Origin of the sequence: Haloarcula amylovorans, assembly GCF_004681185.1 — an archaeon.
GTDB classification, from domain to species: Archaea; Halobacteriota; Halobacteria; order Halobacteriales; family Haloarculaceae; genus Haloarcula; species Haloarcula amylovorans.
The window spans coordinates 1-13,556 of record NZ_SRIF01000017.1; the positions used below are offsets into that span (position 1 = coordinate 1).

Sequence of the window (13,556 nt, forward strand, 5' to 3'; positions counted from 1 at the left end):
TGGGAGGCTTCGGCCTCGCTGGACGCCTCCGAGCGCGAGCGCGAAATCCTCGCCGCCGGTGGCAAACTGCCCCACACGAAGGCCCAGCACGAAGAGGGCGGCGACGCCGCGCCCGCCGACGACTAACCCTGCTAAAACTCTTCAAGAAGGTATAGACAGGAAGCTGCAGTACTTTTTGAGGAGATAGCGGAGAGATCTTATTCTCCGCTAATTATCGTCTACTCATCGATACGGGCCTTTTCACCTGCTAAATCCTCGATAATCTGAATTACGCCGGAGTGGTCATCTTGTCCATATCCTTTCTGTTCCATCGACTTATACATCTCATGGACGATACCTGTCGCTGGCATCGGCGTACCGTACTCTTCGCCGGCATCCATAGCGATTCGAAGGTCTTTGTAATGATAAGACGAGAAGAATCCCGGTTCAAAGTTCCCGCGGATGACTCGCGGTGCGCGAGCATCGAGTGACCAACAAGCGGCTGCTCCACCGCTGATTGCTTCGAGAACGCGTTCTAAATCGGCACCGCCCTGCTTTGCCAGCAATAGCGCTTCTGCAACAGCTTGATGCTGGCAACCGACGATAATTTGGTTTGCAGCTTTAGTCACTTGGCCTGCCCCGGAATCACCACAGCGAGTAATCGTGTCGCCCATTGCTTCAAGCAAGTCGTAGGCGGTATCGAACGTGTCTTCGCTTCCACCAACCATAATCGAGAGCGTCCCGTCAATAGCACCTTCTTCTCCACCACTGATCGGTGCGTCTAGCATTTCCGCACCTTCCTGTTCAACCTCGTCTGAAAGGCGCTCCGTTGCTGCGGGCGATATTGTCGACATGTCGATGTAGATCTGTTCATCATTGAGCGCCTGAAGTACTCCATCATCACCACGAACAACTGATGTCACAGCCTCTGTATCTGGGAGAACTGTGACTACGACATCTGAATTGCGTGTAACTTCTGCAGGCGATCTAGCGGCCCGTGCCCCTTGGTCAACCAATTGCTTGACTGGTTCCTGTGAACGATTGTACGCAATAACACTGTACCCAGTATCAAGGACGTTTTCTGCCATTGGCTTTCCCATGATACCAGTTCCGATAAACCCGATCACTTTACTCGTCATCGTATGCCTTTCTTCTGGCTATTCACATAAAGGGCTCTGCTGAATCCTATTATTCGATGCCTTTCCCTCTGAAACAGCCGTTAGGTAGGGCTGCGAACCTAACGTGGCTGCTTCTATCTGCTAACGATAGTGTTGGTAGACACGTGTTGGATTCATTTGTTGCTGTTAGCGGACCTTCCCTCTTGCCTGCACCTCCCAGAGCTCTTCGACCCGGTCGTCTCGGATACCAATGATGAGGTCGTGGAGGTTGATTGTCGTGCAGACGTGAGGGACGATGAATTCTAGTCGGTCGCCGACCGTGAACGACTCGTCTGAGTCGCTGGTGTCAATCCACCCGTGTTCCTCGCTGGCGTTAACGTATTTGATGTCGTCGCGGTTCTTCGGGACTGGCATTTGCGGTTTGTCTAACGAGAACGTTTTGCTACCTCCATCGACGACGAGTCGATCGTCGTCCAGCACGGAGATGACCGTCGTGACGACCGTCGCTGTACAGTCGTTTTTCCACACCTCCCACGGTCGGAGTTCGAGTTCGCCGACATCGTTGAAAGGATACATTCCTGGGTTGATTTCGGTTACCACCGGATGCTTGCCACTGTATCTTGATGTCGCTGTCCCGCCGACCTTCACCTCGTCTACGGAGGTTACAGCGGCCTCAATGTCCTCAACCACGTCCTGGGTCAGTTCCATCGCTTCCCAGCACAGTTTGTCGAACTCCGATTCAGTCGCGGCTTCGGCTTTTACGTGCGACTCATATGCGAGGATACCGTTGAACTCGAGGTAGGCTGCCTCGTCGATCCGCTCCGCGAGAGCCACGGCTTGGGGGCCTGGATCGATACCAGTCCTGTGCAATCCCACGTCAACTTCGAGGATGACCTCGACCGTCGTTTGGTGCTCGTGAGCGGCTTCTTGTAGGCAATCGATGGTCGCGGCCGAATCGACTGTTGTCGCCAGCTTCTCGACCTTCTGCGAGAGCCAGCAAAACCGGTCGAGTTTCTTTTTGCCGACAACCTGATACGACAGGTAGATGTCGTCGATTCCGTTTCGCGCCATCGTTTCTACCTCGCCAAGTGTTTGACAGCAGATCCCGCCACCGTCAGTCATCTCGTCCTCAAGTGCCGCGAGTTCGGCATTCTTGTGCGTCTTGACGTGCGAGCGGAGTGATATGTCATTCTCGTCGGCGAACGCCGTGTACTCTTCGATATTGCGCTCCATCGCATTGATGTCGACAAGCAAGGCCGGGGTTTCGAGGGTTTCGACCGGTTGATAGAGTGTCGGCTTCATCTCGTCAGTCGTCCACATAGACATAACCCGAAGGAGGCACTCCTGAAGGAATAAACTGTAGGTAAATGCAAGGGTTGTGAGAGGACTCGCCTCGCGTACGTCCCACCGAATCGACTTCCGAGAGAGAGAGTGTATCTTTCCAGGATTGAGTCGAGAATTCATGTCGGGATCGATAGGCTATCCGTAGCCATGGACAGCAAGAAGGAGAAGATGCTGAGCAAAGAGTTGTACGACGCTGACGATTCTGAACTCGCAGCCGAACGGGAACGAGCGCGAGAGTTCATGATGCGGTATAATCGTACGACAGTACACGAACAGAGCGAATGACGGGAGTGCTGACAGCACTCTTCGGGTCGATTGGTGAGGAGTGCATCGTCGAGCCTCCATTCCGGTGTGATTATGGCTACAACATCCACGTCGGTGAGAACTTCTCCGCGAACTTCGATTGCATCGTCTTGGATCTGTGTCGGGTAGACGGTTGATTCAGCGTACTCACTTACCAGATACGACAACATCTCTCAACAGTGGTCCACAGCCTCGATAATGTCGTTGTCACTGCCAACGGGAGTGAAGAGGTCCCCTACCCAAGCTGTTCCCGATACGACCGAGAATCGCGTGTGAGGCGATAACGGAGCGACAGTGGAATCGTTACCCCCAATCGCTACTTATACATCAGAATCGACTTCAGCAAGGGCTTCTGTAGCAACATCTCCTAATTCCCCGACTTCGATATGTGAGTCCCCTCTCTCGCACCGTTTCCTCTGAATTGTCGAGATATCGGGCTGCAACCGTGTACCCGGATGCCGGGACAAGAACTTCACCCATCCCGCGTCGGCCGCCGTGATCGACGGCAGTCGAATGTCCTCATCAAGCGCCAACAAAAGGTCACGAGCGGACTCGCTACGTCGCTCGTCGATTGCATCCGGTTGTTCCCCTCGGTCGGCCATCTAGTCCTGTACAAGCGTTGAGAGTATTTGATATTCGAGTGCTGAGAATACTTGTCACCGTTCTGTTGATATATCTATCAGATTTCGGTAGCTCTGAGGTAGATATATTACCGGATCGGGGATAATTGCGTTATCTCACTGCTGTTTCTTCCGATAGACATCTATACTCTCGTCTTCGGGCGGGATATATCCACTGGACCCCGCGTCGGCGCGGATCGTTCGGGTCCCGGAGCAGGTCCCCCACACGGACGGCTGTGTACGCGAGGACGAACACGAGGGTGCGGTCACGAGCGGCTTTCACCGCTGTGTATCGCGCTCGCTGCCTGTCGAGAGGGTTCAGTATCTTCCGGGAGCGTCGTGTACGTCTTAATAGCGTCGCGGGCCCGCTTGTCGACACAACGGGTGAGCGCGTGGCGCTGCTCGGACGTCCAGACCTACTGGTCCCGGGGCTTGCGGCCGTCGTCCTCCGGCAGCGGCGCCATCGCACTCGCCCGCTGTGCGTAGTGCGCGTCGAGATACCCCTCGTTGACGCATCAGCCACACCACGGGGGGATGAGTACTGAGTGTGGCCGTGCACAGAAATCGAACATTCGGAGCTGTCTCTGCAGAATTGGTATAGCAATATACGATATAAGATAGGTTGTGGGACCTGAATGCATTTCGTTGGTGTTCACACAGACTCCACCAGTCTGTTAGTCCCCAAAACCTATATCTAATCTGGGAGAAGCGCGCTACTATACGAAAATGCCACGCATAGAACCACAGCACAACTCAGCGAGTCCCCTACCTATCGCTCGCAGCAGTGAACAATCGATATCGAGGAGTACAGTAGTATGAGCGACGTCACATCCTCGAATTCCGACTGGGAAGGTGTCGACGATGTCTCCTGGACGGTGCTTGACCACGAGGAACTCATTGAAGCATACTGGGCTGTCGTCGCTCCGCTAATGACGGCCGATGGCCTCGATCCAGAACGCGATAAGCCGACACACAGCTGGCTACGCGAACATGACCTTCGTCCGCTTCTCTACGCCCTACGGGAGTATCACGATCGTACGTTCTCGGAGTTCTGGCGTGACGATTTGGCGTTACAGATGGAAGAGACAGCGTATGACTGGGCAACAGACCACGAACGGACCATCGAAGCACTCGAATCCTTTCTCACTTCTCGTCGGGAGCGCAAGGGTCTCGCAGAGTCGTCTATCAAGACACTCCAGTATCGACTAAACCGATACGTTCGAGCCTATCAGGCTGAAAATGATGCAGACGACCTTATAACACCTGTTGCGCGTGATAGCGACATGCCAGCATACAGAGCGGTCGATGCATGCTGGGGAGCATTCGACCGGCTACATGCAACCCTTGACGGCGGACAGACTAAGCGTCGGATTCACTTAGCGGTCTCAAACTGGTATGCTCACCTCGTTCGGCGGAAATGGGCCGCGATTAACCCCGCTGATGGCCTTGACGACGAATTTGACTGGTCACAGGGATCGGCTGATGATGCTGATACACCGTGTCTTGATACAAACCACGTCCGAGCACTGTACCAAACAGCGGCTGAACAGGAAGAGCGCCTCCTCATCCTCGCGTTATGTGCTTGGGGACTTCGACCAAACGAGGTTGCCAGCCTGCATACTCAGCAATTTATTCTCGAAGTGCCGACTGATGCAGTCCCATATATCGACTTTGAAGCGAGAAAGAACGGTCCTGGAGAGGTCTCGCTGCTCTATGGACAAGACGTACTCGAATCACGTCTTGCAACACTAGCCGATCGCGACGACTGGGACGGCTACCTCTTCCCGTCTCCACACGCCTCGAGCGACCCGATCTCACGATGGACAGTCTGGAATCGATTCACAAACCTTGCTAGCCGGGCCGGACTTCCCGACGAGATCAATGGTGTGTCACCTACGCCGAAGATGGGGCGACGATTTTGGTATGATGCATATTCTGCGTCACTTGATGTCGTTCTCGGTAGTCTTGATGAAATAGCGGCCGAACAGGGGAGTGCCAGCGCTGACGTCGTTTTACAGAACTATCTCTCAGAGACACGAGCTCGGAAGTTGCGTCGACAATATATGCGCGATCAGCTCGCTGCCGCCTTCGACACTACTACTGCATGAACTGCCCTGGGTCGACCCTTGCGACACATCTTGCTCAACTGCAGATGACGCGACGGGATCTCTCGGCTGTGAGTCACGGAGAAGGTACTCAATGAATCTGTGAATCAATGAGCCAGATTACCAAGTAGTGGCGATACTGGAATCAATGAGTCACAAACTCAGAGAATCAGTGCGTAAATGAATCACTGAATCTCGTATCAAGGGATGCAATAGTTACTGATTCAATGAGATATGGATTCCATGAATAGCAGAGTCTTAGAGTAGGGAATTTGTACAACCCCTTCGGAGTCTATGAATCCATGCATCAGTGAATCACTGATTTAATGAGATTCCCATAGTGAACCCGTCTACCGCTGTTGCCTATATTTTGGGACGTATTGTAGGTAGAACGAGAGAGATTAGCAGTAGAATTGAATCATTGATTCAGTGAGTCAATGATTTATCTATACGCTTCAAACCCCCTTGTGATCGAGCGAAATTTCCCATTAGAGCCCCGCTACGCTGAGCTTTCGAAATTATCCGATCAAATATCGAGTATCCAAGTGTCTGACGTAAATTTATGAGTCAGTGATTCAATGATTGATCTATGTCCGAGACACCACGTGGCTGGGGAGTCTTCCCTTCGACTGGGATTCCCACGGTCGCGTTTGGCAACCAGAAAGGTGGGACTGGAAAGACTACTGCAACGATTAATAGCGCCGCTGCATTGGCCACTCGCGGCCATGACGTGCTGGCGATCGATCTGGACCCGCAAGCTGACCTGACGAAGGGCCTCGGGCTCGGCCCCGGAGACGATAATGATGCATCGAATCCGAAAAACGACCTCCCAAATACACTCACTACTGACGACGGGAATCTACTTGACGTGCTTGTCGACAATCCACGCACGCACGATACAGCACTGTCCGAAATTGTGGTCGACAAAGACGAGTACGAACACCTGAACTTCGATATCGTTCCGAGTCACAAAGACATGGGACTCGCACGTGACTGGATGGACGATGCAAGTGCGCGTCTCTCATTGAAAGTCGCCCTTGATGAACTAGTTGATGAGGGGTATACCTACGACTACATCCTCATCGATTGCCCGCCAGACCTTTCGGTCCTCACGGACGCCGCGTTCATCGCCGCCCAGAACGTCTTCCTCGCGGCACAAACGCAAGCGACCTCACGGGATGCACTCGATGACCTCTGGGACCAACTCGAGTCAATAGAGGAGAGTCAACAAGTCGAAATCGCTATCGTCGGCCTCTTGGCGAACATGTACCGGGACGATGGCCAGTCACAGAAGTTCCTGAAAGCGTTCGACGAGTCGTTCGCATCGATGGCACCGATTTTTAAACTTCCAATGCGGGTAGCGATACAGCGAGCCTGGGACAACGGCTGTGACATCTTCGAGTGGGAGGATTCGAACGATCAGCAGGTCGAACGCGACGTATTCCTGGAAATTGCTGAGACGATGGAACGTGCATTCGACAAGGCAGAGGTGGAGGCCTAATATGCCCCGAGGAATGGACGAGCGGTTCGACAATCCAGTTGACGAAGATGACGACGCATCAGCGGACACAGAAGAAACAACTGAAGCCTCCGAGAACACAGAAACTTCGGAAGCGACGTCAGCGTCGAAAGAACAGTCGCCACCGGAACAGTCTGCATCGTCGACGAGTGAGTCGGACAATACCGACGATCTCAATATTCGTGAAGACTGGGACTCAGCGACGATCTATGTCGAGCCAGAGCAAAGCGAAGACATCGAAGTTACCTTCACTCGCTTGAAAAAACAGTTGAAACGCGAGGAGGACCTTACGCTCGAGAAGAACAAGCACTTCTACCGGGGTATTTTCGAGGTAGCGTTCGGGGAACATCGAGAGGAGACAAAGGAGAAAATCCGGGAGCTGGCCAACCAAGAAAGAGATCGATGATTCAGTGACTCCGTGACTTCAGGAAAAAGTGGTACAGAAATTCACTGATTTGAGATAAAACGTGGACATTCCTAGAAGTTGTATTTATAAACCAGATTTCGCGATAGATTCTATCACGAATGAGTCCACAAGTCTGGAGTTTGACTGGGTGACGTTTCCAGCGGCCGCGAACGGGCATCGGCCTGACCGTTGGAGTTGGTATGCTCGGGAGTATCCTGATCGTCATCCTCGGCGCAGTGATGAGGCCGTTTGTAGCACAGGATCTCCCCCAGTCAGCGATCGGAGCGACGAGGCCAAGTGATCTGGATGTCCTCGCATACACACCTGTCCGGTTCCTCTACGGGGTTTCCTGAGGAACTCATGCTCCGGTTCGGGCTGATATCAATCCTCGTGTTCGTCGGATAGTACGTCGCTGGCCGACGAATGGACGGCCCGCAACCGGCTGTCGTCTGGGCTGCAATCATAGTGTCCGCTGCCCTATTCGGCCTAGGCCATCTCCCCGCACTCGCACAAACAGTTGACCTCACCCCGGCGCTGGTCGTCCGGACGGTGCCCCTGAACGCGGTCGCTGCATCCTCTTTGGTTTAGTGACGTAGTCTCGAGGCCGCAATGATGGCCCACGCCTCGTTCCACGTTCCTCTCGTGGTGCTCTCGCTCGTGCAGGTCACACGGCTCTGACGACGCTGATGCAGATTCTCGGCTCAGCCTTCCGGTTCGAAAGCGAGGAGGTTGCTTCGTCCATCGACCGTCATGACGGTCGTGTCGCCCTTCACGGAGAGTTCGAACTCAACGCGAGCGTCAGCCCCGGGGAGGACACGCATCTCGCCGTAGGTATCATACAGTTTCCACGGCGGTGTCTCACGGAGTTCGATCCCTCGATCTCGGTAGAACGCTTCCACCTCGCGGTGGTGCATGACCGTCTGTGGCGGCACCAACCGAAGTTCGGTACCACACTGGCTGCACGGGTAGTAGTACTGGAGGGGGTACGGTTGTTCGTCGGTCCGGAGTCCGTGGCCGAGCGCCCCCCAGCAGAGCGGACAGATGGACGCTGCAATCTTTTCGATATGGTGGTGAAAGAGTAGACTCACACAGTCGAGAAACGCGTCGGTCGAGCGTGACTCGATCCAACTTGGCGGGACGTAGATTTCGAGCACAAGATGGTCACCACATCCAATCTCGAGGTATCCTTCCCGATATGTCGCGGAGAGGTCGGCGGGACAGAGCGGGCAATTGCGATCAAGCTGGATTGTCCTGTGTTCGTGCTCTGGCGCGTACGTAGTCGCCTGCAACAAGCTGAACAGCTGGATGCCGCCATGAGTGAGGCGGTAGCACTCTCCCTCCTTGACCACGAGCCGGTCAAGGAGGCGATTCAGGTGATAGTTGAAATTGCCAGAGTCGTCGGTCGCGGCCTCAGCGAATAAGTCACTGAAGGTCATGCCTGATGCACCGGGCTCTTCAAACTGCTGGCTGGCGAGAGCACGGAGGATATCAAACCGCGTCTCGTTCGAGAGGAGATCTAACGCCGATTCGATTCCCGTCCGAGACATCGATACGGAACGGTTGAGCCGAACAGCGGTTACGTCTACTGATCTAAGACATGTCACTTAGACAACTGCAACTGGCTGCGGGAATGACTTACAACCACCGGCGACGCCAGCATCGCTATGAGCGCTGACCGTTCTTTGTGGAATCTGAAGATACTGGTTCGGAAACGACGTTGCACGTCGTTTTTCCTGCTGACGTTCCTGCTCTGGCAGAGTCTCGACAGTGTCATCGACTGGTCGGTCATCGAGTCCGGTCCAACGATCACCGGTGTCGGTCTCGTCGGGCGCGTCGGTCGATCGACGGGAGGTGACTGATTGTGGCCGCAATCGAGATCGAGGGACTGACGAAACGCTACGGACACGACGTCTACGCAATCAATGATCTCTCGCTGACCGTTGAGACCGGTGAGGTATTCGGCTTTCTCGGCCCAAACGGCGCAGGGAAGTCGACGACGATCGACGTGTTGCTCGACTACATCCGGCCGTCTGCGGGCGCTGCGTCAGTCCTGGGTTACGACGCCCAGCGAGAAGCCGAAGAAATCCATCAGCGCGTCGGTATCCTCCCCGACGGTTACAGCCTCTACGACCGACTCAGCGGACGGGACCACATCGAGTTCGCTATCGACCTGCAGGGAGCGACGGACGATCCTGACGTCATCCTTGACCGGATCGGCCTCGACGCGTCGGCCGCGGCCCGACCTGCGGGGACGTACTCGAAGGGGATGAGTCAGCGACTGGCACTGGGGATGGCACTTGTCGGTGATCCGGACCTCCTAATCCTCGACGAACCGTCGAGCGGCCTCGACCCCGATGGTATCCGTGACATCCGCGAGATTACGCTCGACCACGCTGCCGATGGCGGCACCGTGTTCTTCTCCTCGCACGTCCTCAGTCAGGTCGAGGCGGTCTGTGACCGAGTGGGCATCTTGAATCGGGGACGCCTAGTCGCCGTCGACACTATTGACGGTCTCCGCGATGCTGTGGGAACCGGGTCGACCCTCACTCTGACAGTCGACACGGTCCCGACCGGCCTGACCGCCGACGCCATCGACGGCGTCACCGACGTGACCGTCGAGGGGAATACCATTCGTGCGACCTGCACGGAACCTCTGGCGAAAATGGCGGTCATCGACGCGGTACGGGCTGCCGGCAGTACTGTCTTAGATATTGATACCAGTGAAGCATCGCTCGAAGACCTGTTCACCGAATACACCCATACCGACGACACCGCGGTCACAAGTGCGGAGGTGGACCGATGAGCTGGCGGATCATTGCCCGCCGGGAGCTAAGCGACGCGATACAGTCGCGACTGCTCTGGGGACTGGTCGCTGTCATAACGGTGATGATCGGGCTTACGTCCACTGTCCCGCTCTTGCTCCCCGAAGCGAGGGCGTCTGCATTGATGGGCCTCGGTGCCGCCAGCGAGTTCGCAGCGATGCTCGTTCCGATTGTCGCCCTCGTCGCAGCGTACCTCTCCATCGCGGGAGAACGCGAATCCGGAAGCCTGCGAATACTTCTCGGACTCGAACCGAACCGACGTACCATCGTCGCTGGAAAGTTCGTCGGCCGGAGTGCAGTCGTCGTCGCGGGGCTTGGTATCGGCTTCATGTTAGCCAGCCTCATCACATGGCTCGCCTACGGATCGCTCCCGGTCGCGACATTTCTGGCCGTCCTCGGCCTGACAGTCGTGCTCGGCATCGTCTTCGTTGGCATCGCGGTCGGTATCTCCGCGGCGACGGCGACCAGGGCGCGGGCGATGACGCTTGGCATCGCCAGCTACCTTAGCCTGGCCCTGCTCTGGGATCTGGTTCCACAGGGCGCCCACCTCATTGTCGAGGGGGGAGCGCCCAGCGGGACCGTTCCAGGTTGGTTCCTGTTGCTTGAAGGGCTCAGTCCCTCCGGGGCCTACAGCGCGCTCGTGACACGAGCGATTGTTGCGAGCGATTCGTCCATCCCCGGCCCAGCAGACCTCCTCGGCGGTTCAATCCCTTTCTACCTCGAGTGGTGGGTGTTTGCGCTCGTCCTCCTGACCTGGACCGCCGTGCCACTGATTATCGGCTACCGGATGTTCGAGAGAGCGGATTTGAACTGACTGGCGTCTAGTTGCTTTAAGCCCACGACCGACAACGCCAGTCGTGCCCGTCAAAAGGACCGTGGTCATACTTCCTGGACATAGATTTCTGGGATTGAACTGAATTGACAATGGGGCTTCAGCCTACACTCAGATTCTGATCGGTTCTGATCCTGTACAAATTAGAAATCCGCTCATTGGCAAGGGATCAACACTGACGTTCTTTTTCACGAATATCGCTATATACGACCCACTCAGATCGCTACCGACTGCTCAATATCTATCCTCGACCATTTCGGTCGCTGTCACACGCCAAGAGAACACGGAAGACGTGTTCGCGGAGCCTCTCAGTCGCAAGCGATCCAGTGACGTGGCCTTTCTCCAGTACGGACAGCGACATCCCCGCATAGGCAGAGCGTTGTCGATCGTACTCAATGATGCGGTCGTACCGGGCGAGAAGCGGGGCACAATTGTCCGCCTTGACGGCTCTGAACTCCTCCTCGAAGTCAAGCACCTCACGGAGGTGATCCGGCCGTCTCTGAGCTAGTCCGGCTGTCATCTTTCGATAGACGGACGAGACGAACATCTCGCCTAGCGCGGCCCCGGCGAAGATTGGCACGTACCGATCGACAGTGTCGAAGCAAGCCCGGTGGAGGTTGACAGCCCAGCCACCGAGGCTGATACCCGATGCGAGGACCGGGCTACTGGTTCGATCGCTTGCCCGTGTCGCGATCGCGTCGATGAGGCCGACCGAGGCGGCGAGCATTCCGATGAAGTTCTCGAGGTCACCCATCGCGCGGACATAGTCCATGTTCGACCCGTCGTGGAACGGTGCTCTGACGGCTACGACGTTGGCCGGAATCACTTCGTCGGTTGCGACGAACAACCGCCGAAACGAGTTCGAACTGAACCGCCCGAAGTCGAACGGTCGTTCACCACACCCATGATGATAGATGAGGGTCGGGTAATCCGGGCCACGCCACTGCCAGGGCATGTACGCCGCCTCAAATGACCCGATTGGTGTGTCGACGGTCACAGTCCGCTCACCAGCACTACTGAGATCGGCGACCCTGGCCTCCGCTTCCCTCGCCACCTCGATGAGCGCTCGTGAGTCGAGCGACCGGGTGAAGAACTTCGCATCGCGCAGGAGGAGTGCACTAACCTGGATGGTTCCGATATCGATGCGTTCGTGGATGTTCGTCATCTGACTTGGAAGCCCGGTTTGGACACTCTTAGTTCTCTACGTCGACCCAGATCCCTCGCGGACCACCAACATCCCCCTGTGGAGAGTCGTCTTCGGAGTTTGGTATCGATGAGCAGACAGAGATGGGTCAGCTGACAGGCCTTTGGTCGAACGGGCAAGTTTCACGTGAGGTGTACATTTCTCCGTATTCCCTGGAGCATCCCATAGTCATCAGCGACGAAACCGGGTCAAGGGCCGCAAGGGAGGCGACTCGAACTACCGGGTTCTCGGGCAGGCGGATGCGCGAGCACACCAGCAGCCGTGTCGTCGTCTCGCCGATTGGTTCGAGTACGAATGACCAGACCCACCAGGTCGGATCGTCGGGCGTCTGCAGGACAAGTGACTCCTCGGGGTCGAAGGCGGCGACCTCGAGCATCACCTCGGGGAACCGATCAGCGCGGCCGAGCCGAACCGTGTCGCCTACAGAGAGATCCTGCCACTCCGGCTGAATCTCGGCGGCGTTGTGGATGCCCAGCCCCACGAGGTTCTCGGCCCACTCGTAGCTGTAGAAGCCGGCCTGTTCTTGCCCGGGCTGGACGAGCCACGGCCAGACGGCGTCAGGCGGCGCAGAGATATCGATAGCCATGGTCGATTCGGCGTTGGGAGCCGGGAGCCACTCGTCACCGGGGAATGTCCGTTCAATCTCTGCTGGCGTCGCGCCCCAGTTGAGCATCCGCGGGCAGAGGAGTTTCCAGTAGGTCACTCCGAGGAGAGCACCACCCACGGTCAGTCTTAGGTGCTCACGCTGCCTCGTTTGAGTGGTCCGGGCCATGTCGTCGGTGTCAGGTTGACCGGATTCGAGTCGTCCGAAGTTGGTGAGTATGGTCACGTCGGTCAGCTCATAGAGGCCGTACGCTCCGTGTGTATTTTACCTAACTGACTCCTATTGTCTGTAACCAATCTCCACGATTCCGACGCTATCAGTCTCCTGATTGTCGGCTGGACGGTTGTTGTAGTCTTTATCTCACATGCAATATTTGAATCTCGCCCCTCGCGAAGGCTCGTCGACCACTCTCTATCACCGAAAGACTACACTTCCTCTATACTCTCTAAGCGGACCATCCAGTAGTATGTCGAAGAAGGTGTGAGGAAGAGTACAGTTGGCGACTTCAGCGACATCCGTAAAGATGAGAAAACCTGTCGAAAGACAGCTCTGAGTCTCCTGAGGGGGATAGGGTAACGGCCGGTTGGACGCCCGGAGCTTTCTACTTCGACCGCGAGAGCGGCTCGTTCAACACGATAAAACAGGAAGTCTCCAAACCGTACTATCCCAACGCTCGATATTCCTCAGCCTTCAGGCGGAG

At 55.9% G+C, this 13,556-nt stretch carries 12 protein-coding genes and 2 pseudogenes; 8 read left to right on the forward strand and 6 right to left on the reverse strand.

Features of this window, described 5'->3' with window-relative positions:
• Positions 1-218 precede the first annotated feature (218 nt).
• Positions 219-1,118, reverse strand: a complete 900-nt coding sequence (locus E4S61_RS24685; RefSeq protein ID WP_135306438.1) for an NAD(P)-dependent oxidoreductase — start codon at positions 1,116-1,118, stop codon at positions 219-221.
• Positions 1,119-1,283: 165 nt separating this feature from the next.
• On the reverse strand, positions 1,284-2,423 hold the full coding sequence (locus tag E4S61_RS24690) for an alanine racemase (RefSeq protein ID WP_209309605.1): 1,140 nt from the start codon (positions 2,421-2,423) through the stop codon (positions 1,284-1,286).
• 165 nt (positions 2,424-2,588) lie between these two features.
• On the opposite strand from E4S61_RS24690, the pseudogene E4S61_RS26905 reads away from it, so the two are divergent.
• Positions 2,589-2,875: pseudogene (locus tag E4S61_RS26905) on the forward strand (maltose acetyltransferase domain-containing protein); the annotation flags it as partial.
• Positions 2,876-3,064: 189 nt separating this feature from the next.
• On the opposite strand, the pseudogene E4S61_RS26425 reads toward E4S61_RS26905, so the two are convergent.
• A pseudogene (locus E4S61_RS26425) lies at positions 3,065-3,900 on the reverse strand (site-specific integrase); the annotation flags it as partial.
• Between the two features lie 279 nt (positions 3,901-4,179).
• On the opposite strand from E4S61_RS26425, the gene E4S61_RS24705 reads away from it, so the two are divergent.
• From E4S61_RS24705 to E4S61_RS26430, 4 genes are all read left to right on the forward strand, one after another.
• The gene (locus tag E4S61_RS24705; RefSeq protein ID WP_135306439.1) at positions 4,180-5,472 is read left to right on the forward strand and encodes a tyrosine-type recombinase/integrase; all 1,293 of its coding nucleotides are present in this window, start codon (positions 4,180-4,182) and stop codon (positions 5,470-5,472) included.
• Between the two features lie 586 nt (positions 5,473-6,058).
• Positions 6,059-6,970, forward strand: coding sequence for a ParA family protein (locus E4S61_RS24710; protein WP_135306440.1), 912 nt, complete (start codon positions 6,059-6,061; stop codon positions 6,968-6,970).
• A 13-nt stretch (positions 6,971-6,983) separates the two neighbouring features.
• On the forward strand, positions 6,984-7,394 hold the full coding sequence (locus tag E4S61_RS24715) for a hypothetical protein (protein ID WP_209309606.1): 411 nt from the start codon (positions 6,984-6,986) through the stop codon (positions 7,392-7,394).
• Between the two features lie 200 nt (positions 7,395-7,594).
• Entirely contained in the window at positions 7,595-7,747 is a 153-nt protein-coding gene (locus tag E4S61_RS26430) for a hypothetical protein (protein ID WP_245180950.1), read from the forward strand.
• A 348-nt stretch (positions 7,748-8,095) separates the two neighbouring features.
• Here the strand turns inward: E4S61_RS26430 and E4S61_RS24725 are convergent, their stop codons facing one another.
• Positions 8,096-8,941, reverse strand: coding sequence for a winged helix-turn-helix domain-containing protein (locus E4S61_RS24725; RefSeq protein WP_135306441.1), 846 nt, complete (start codon positions 8,939-8,941; stop codon positions 8,096-8,098).
• 117 nt (positions 8,942-9,058) lie between these two features.
• Between E4S61_RS24725 and E4S61_RS24730 the strand changes: the two genes are divergently transcribed.
• From E4S61_RS24730 to E4S61_RS24740, 3 genes are read left to right on the forward strand one after another with little or no spacing between them, the layout of a single operon-like run.
• Complete coding sequence (locus E4S61_RS24730) at positions 9,059-9,253, forward strand: hypothetical protein (protein WP_135306442.1); 195 nt, start codon at positions 9,059-9,061, stop codon at positions 9,251-9,253.
• A 2-nt stretch (positions 9,254-9,255) separates the two neighbouring features.
• Positions 9,256-10,197 (forward strand): ABC transporter ATP-binding protein, encoded by a 942-nt coding sequence (locus E4S61_RS24735; protein ID WP_135306443.1) that lies wholly within the window; start codon positions 9,256-9,258, stop codon positions 10,195-10,197.
• Positions 10,194-11,030, forward strand: coding sequence for an ABC transporter permease subunit (locus E4S61_RS24740; RefSeq protein ID WP_135306444.1), 837 nt, complete (start codon positions 10,194-10,196; stop codon positions 11,028-11,030). The genes E4S61_RS24735 and E4S61_RS24740 overlap by 4 nt, the downstream gene beginning before the upstream one ends.
• Positions 11,031-11,289: 259 nt before the next feature.
• Here E4S61_RS24740 and E4S61_RS25785 read toward each other — a convergent pair whose 3' ends face one another.
• Positions 11,290-12,213 (reverse strand): hypothetical protein, encoded by a 924-nt coding sequence (locus E4S61_RS25785; RefSeq protein ID WP_167768639.1) that lies wholly within the window; start codon positions 12,211-12,213, stop codon positions 11,290-11,292.
• 127 nt (positions 12,214-12,340) lie between these two features.
• Complete coding sequence (locus E4S61_RS24750; RefSeq protein ID WP_135306445.1) at positions 12,341-12,955, reverse strand: SRPBCC family protein; 615 nt, start codon at positions 12,953-12,955, stop codon at positions 12,341-12,343.
• Positions 12,956-13,556 lie beyond the last annotated feature (601 nt).

Excerpts from the sequence above, each read along its gene's own strand:
- E4S61_RS24685 (WP_135306438.1), bottom strand. The coding sequence starts at position 1,118 with ATGACGAGTAAAGTGATCGGGTTTATCGGAACTGGTATCATGGGAAAG.
- E4S61_RS24690 (WP_209309605.1), bottom strand. The coding sequence starts at position 2,423 with ATGTCTATGTGGACGACTGACGAGATGAAGCCGACACTCTATCAACCG.
- E4S61_RS24705 (WP_135306439.1), top strand. The coding sequence starts at position 4,180 with ATGAGCGACGTCACATCCTCGAATTCCGACTGGGAAGGTGTCGACGAT.
- E4S61_RS24710 (WP_135306440.1), top strand. The coding sequence starts at position 6,059 with ATGTCCGAGACACCACGTGGCTGGGGAGTCTTCCCTTCGACTGGGATT.
- E4S61_RS24715 (WP_209309606.1), top strand. The coding sequence starts at position 6,984 with ATGGACGAGCGGTTCGACAATCCAGTTGACGAAGATGACGACGCATCA.
- E4S61_RS26430 (WP_245180950.1), top strand. The coding sequence starts at position 7,595 with ATGCTCGGGAGTATCCTGATCGTCATCCTCGGCGCAGTGATGAGGCCG.
- E4S61_RS24725 (WP_135306441.1), bottom strand. The coding sequence starts at position 8,941 with ATGTCTCGGACGGGAATCGAATCGGCGTTAGATCTCCTCTCGAACGAG.
- E4S61_RS24730 (WP_135306442.1), top strand. The coding sequence starts at position 9,059 with ATGAGCGCTGACCGTTCTTTGTGGAATCTGAAGATACTGGTTCGGAAA.
- E4S61_RS24740 (WP_135306444.1), top strand. The coding sequence starts at position 10,194 with ATGAGCTGGCGGATCATTGCCCGCCGGGAGCTAAGCGACGCGATACAG.
- E4S61_RS25785 (WP_167768639.1), bottom strand. The coding sequence starts at position 12,213 with ATGACGAACATCCACGAACGCATCGATATCGGAACCATCCAGGTTAGT.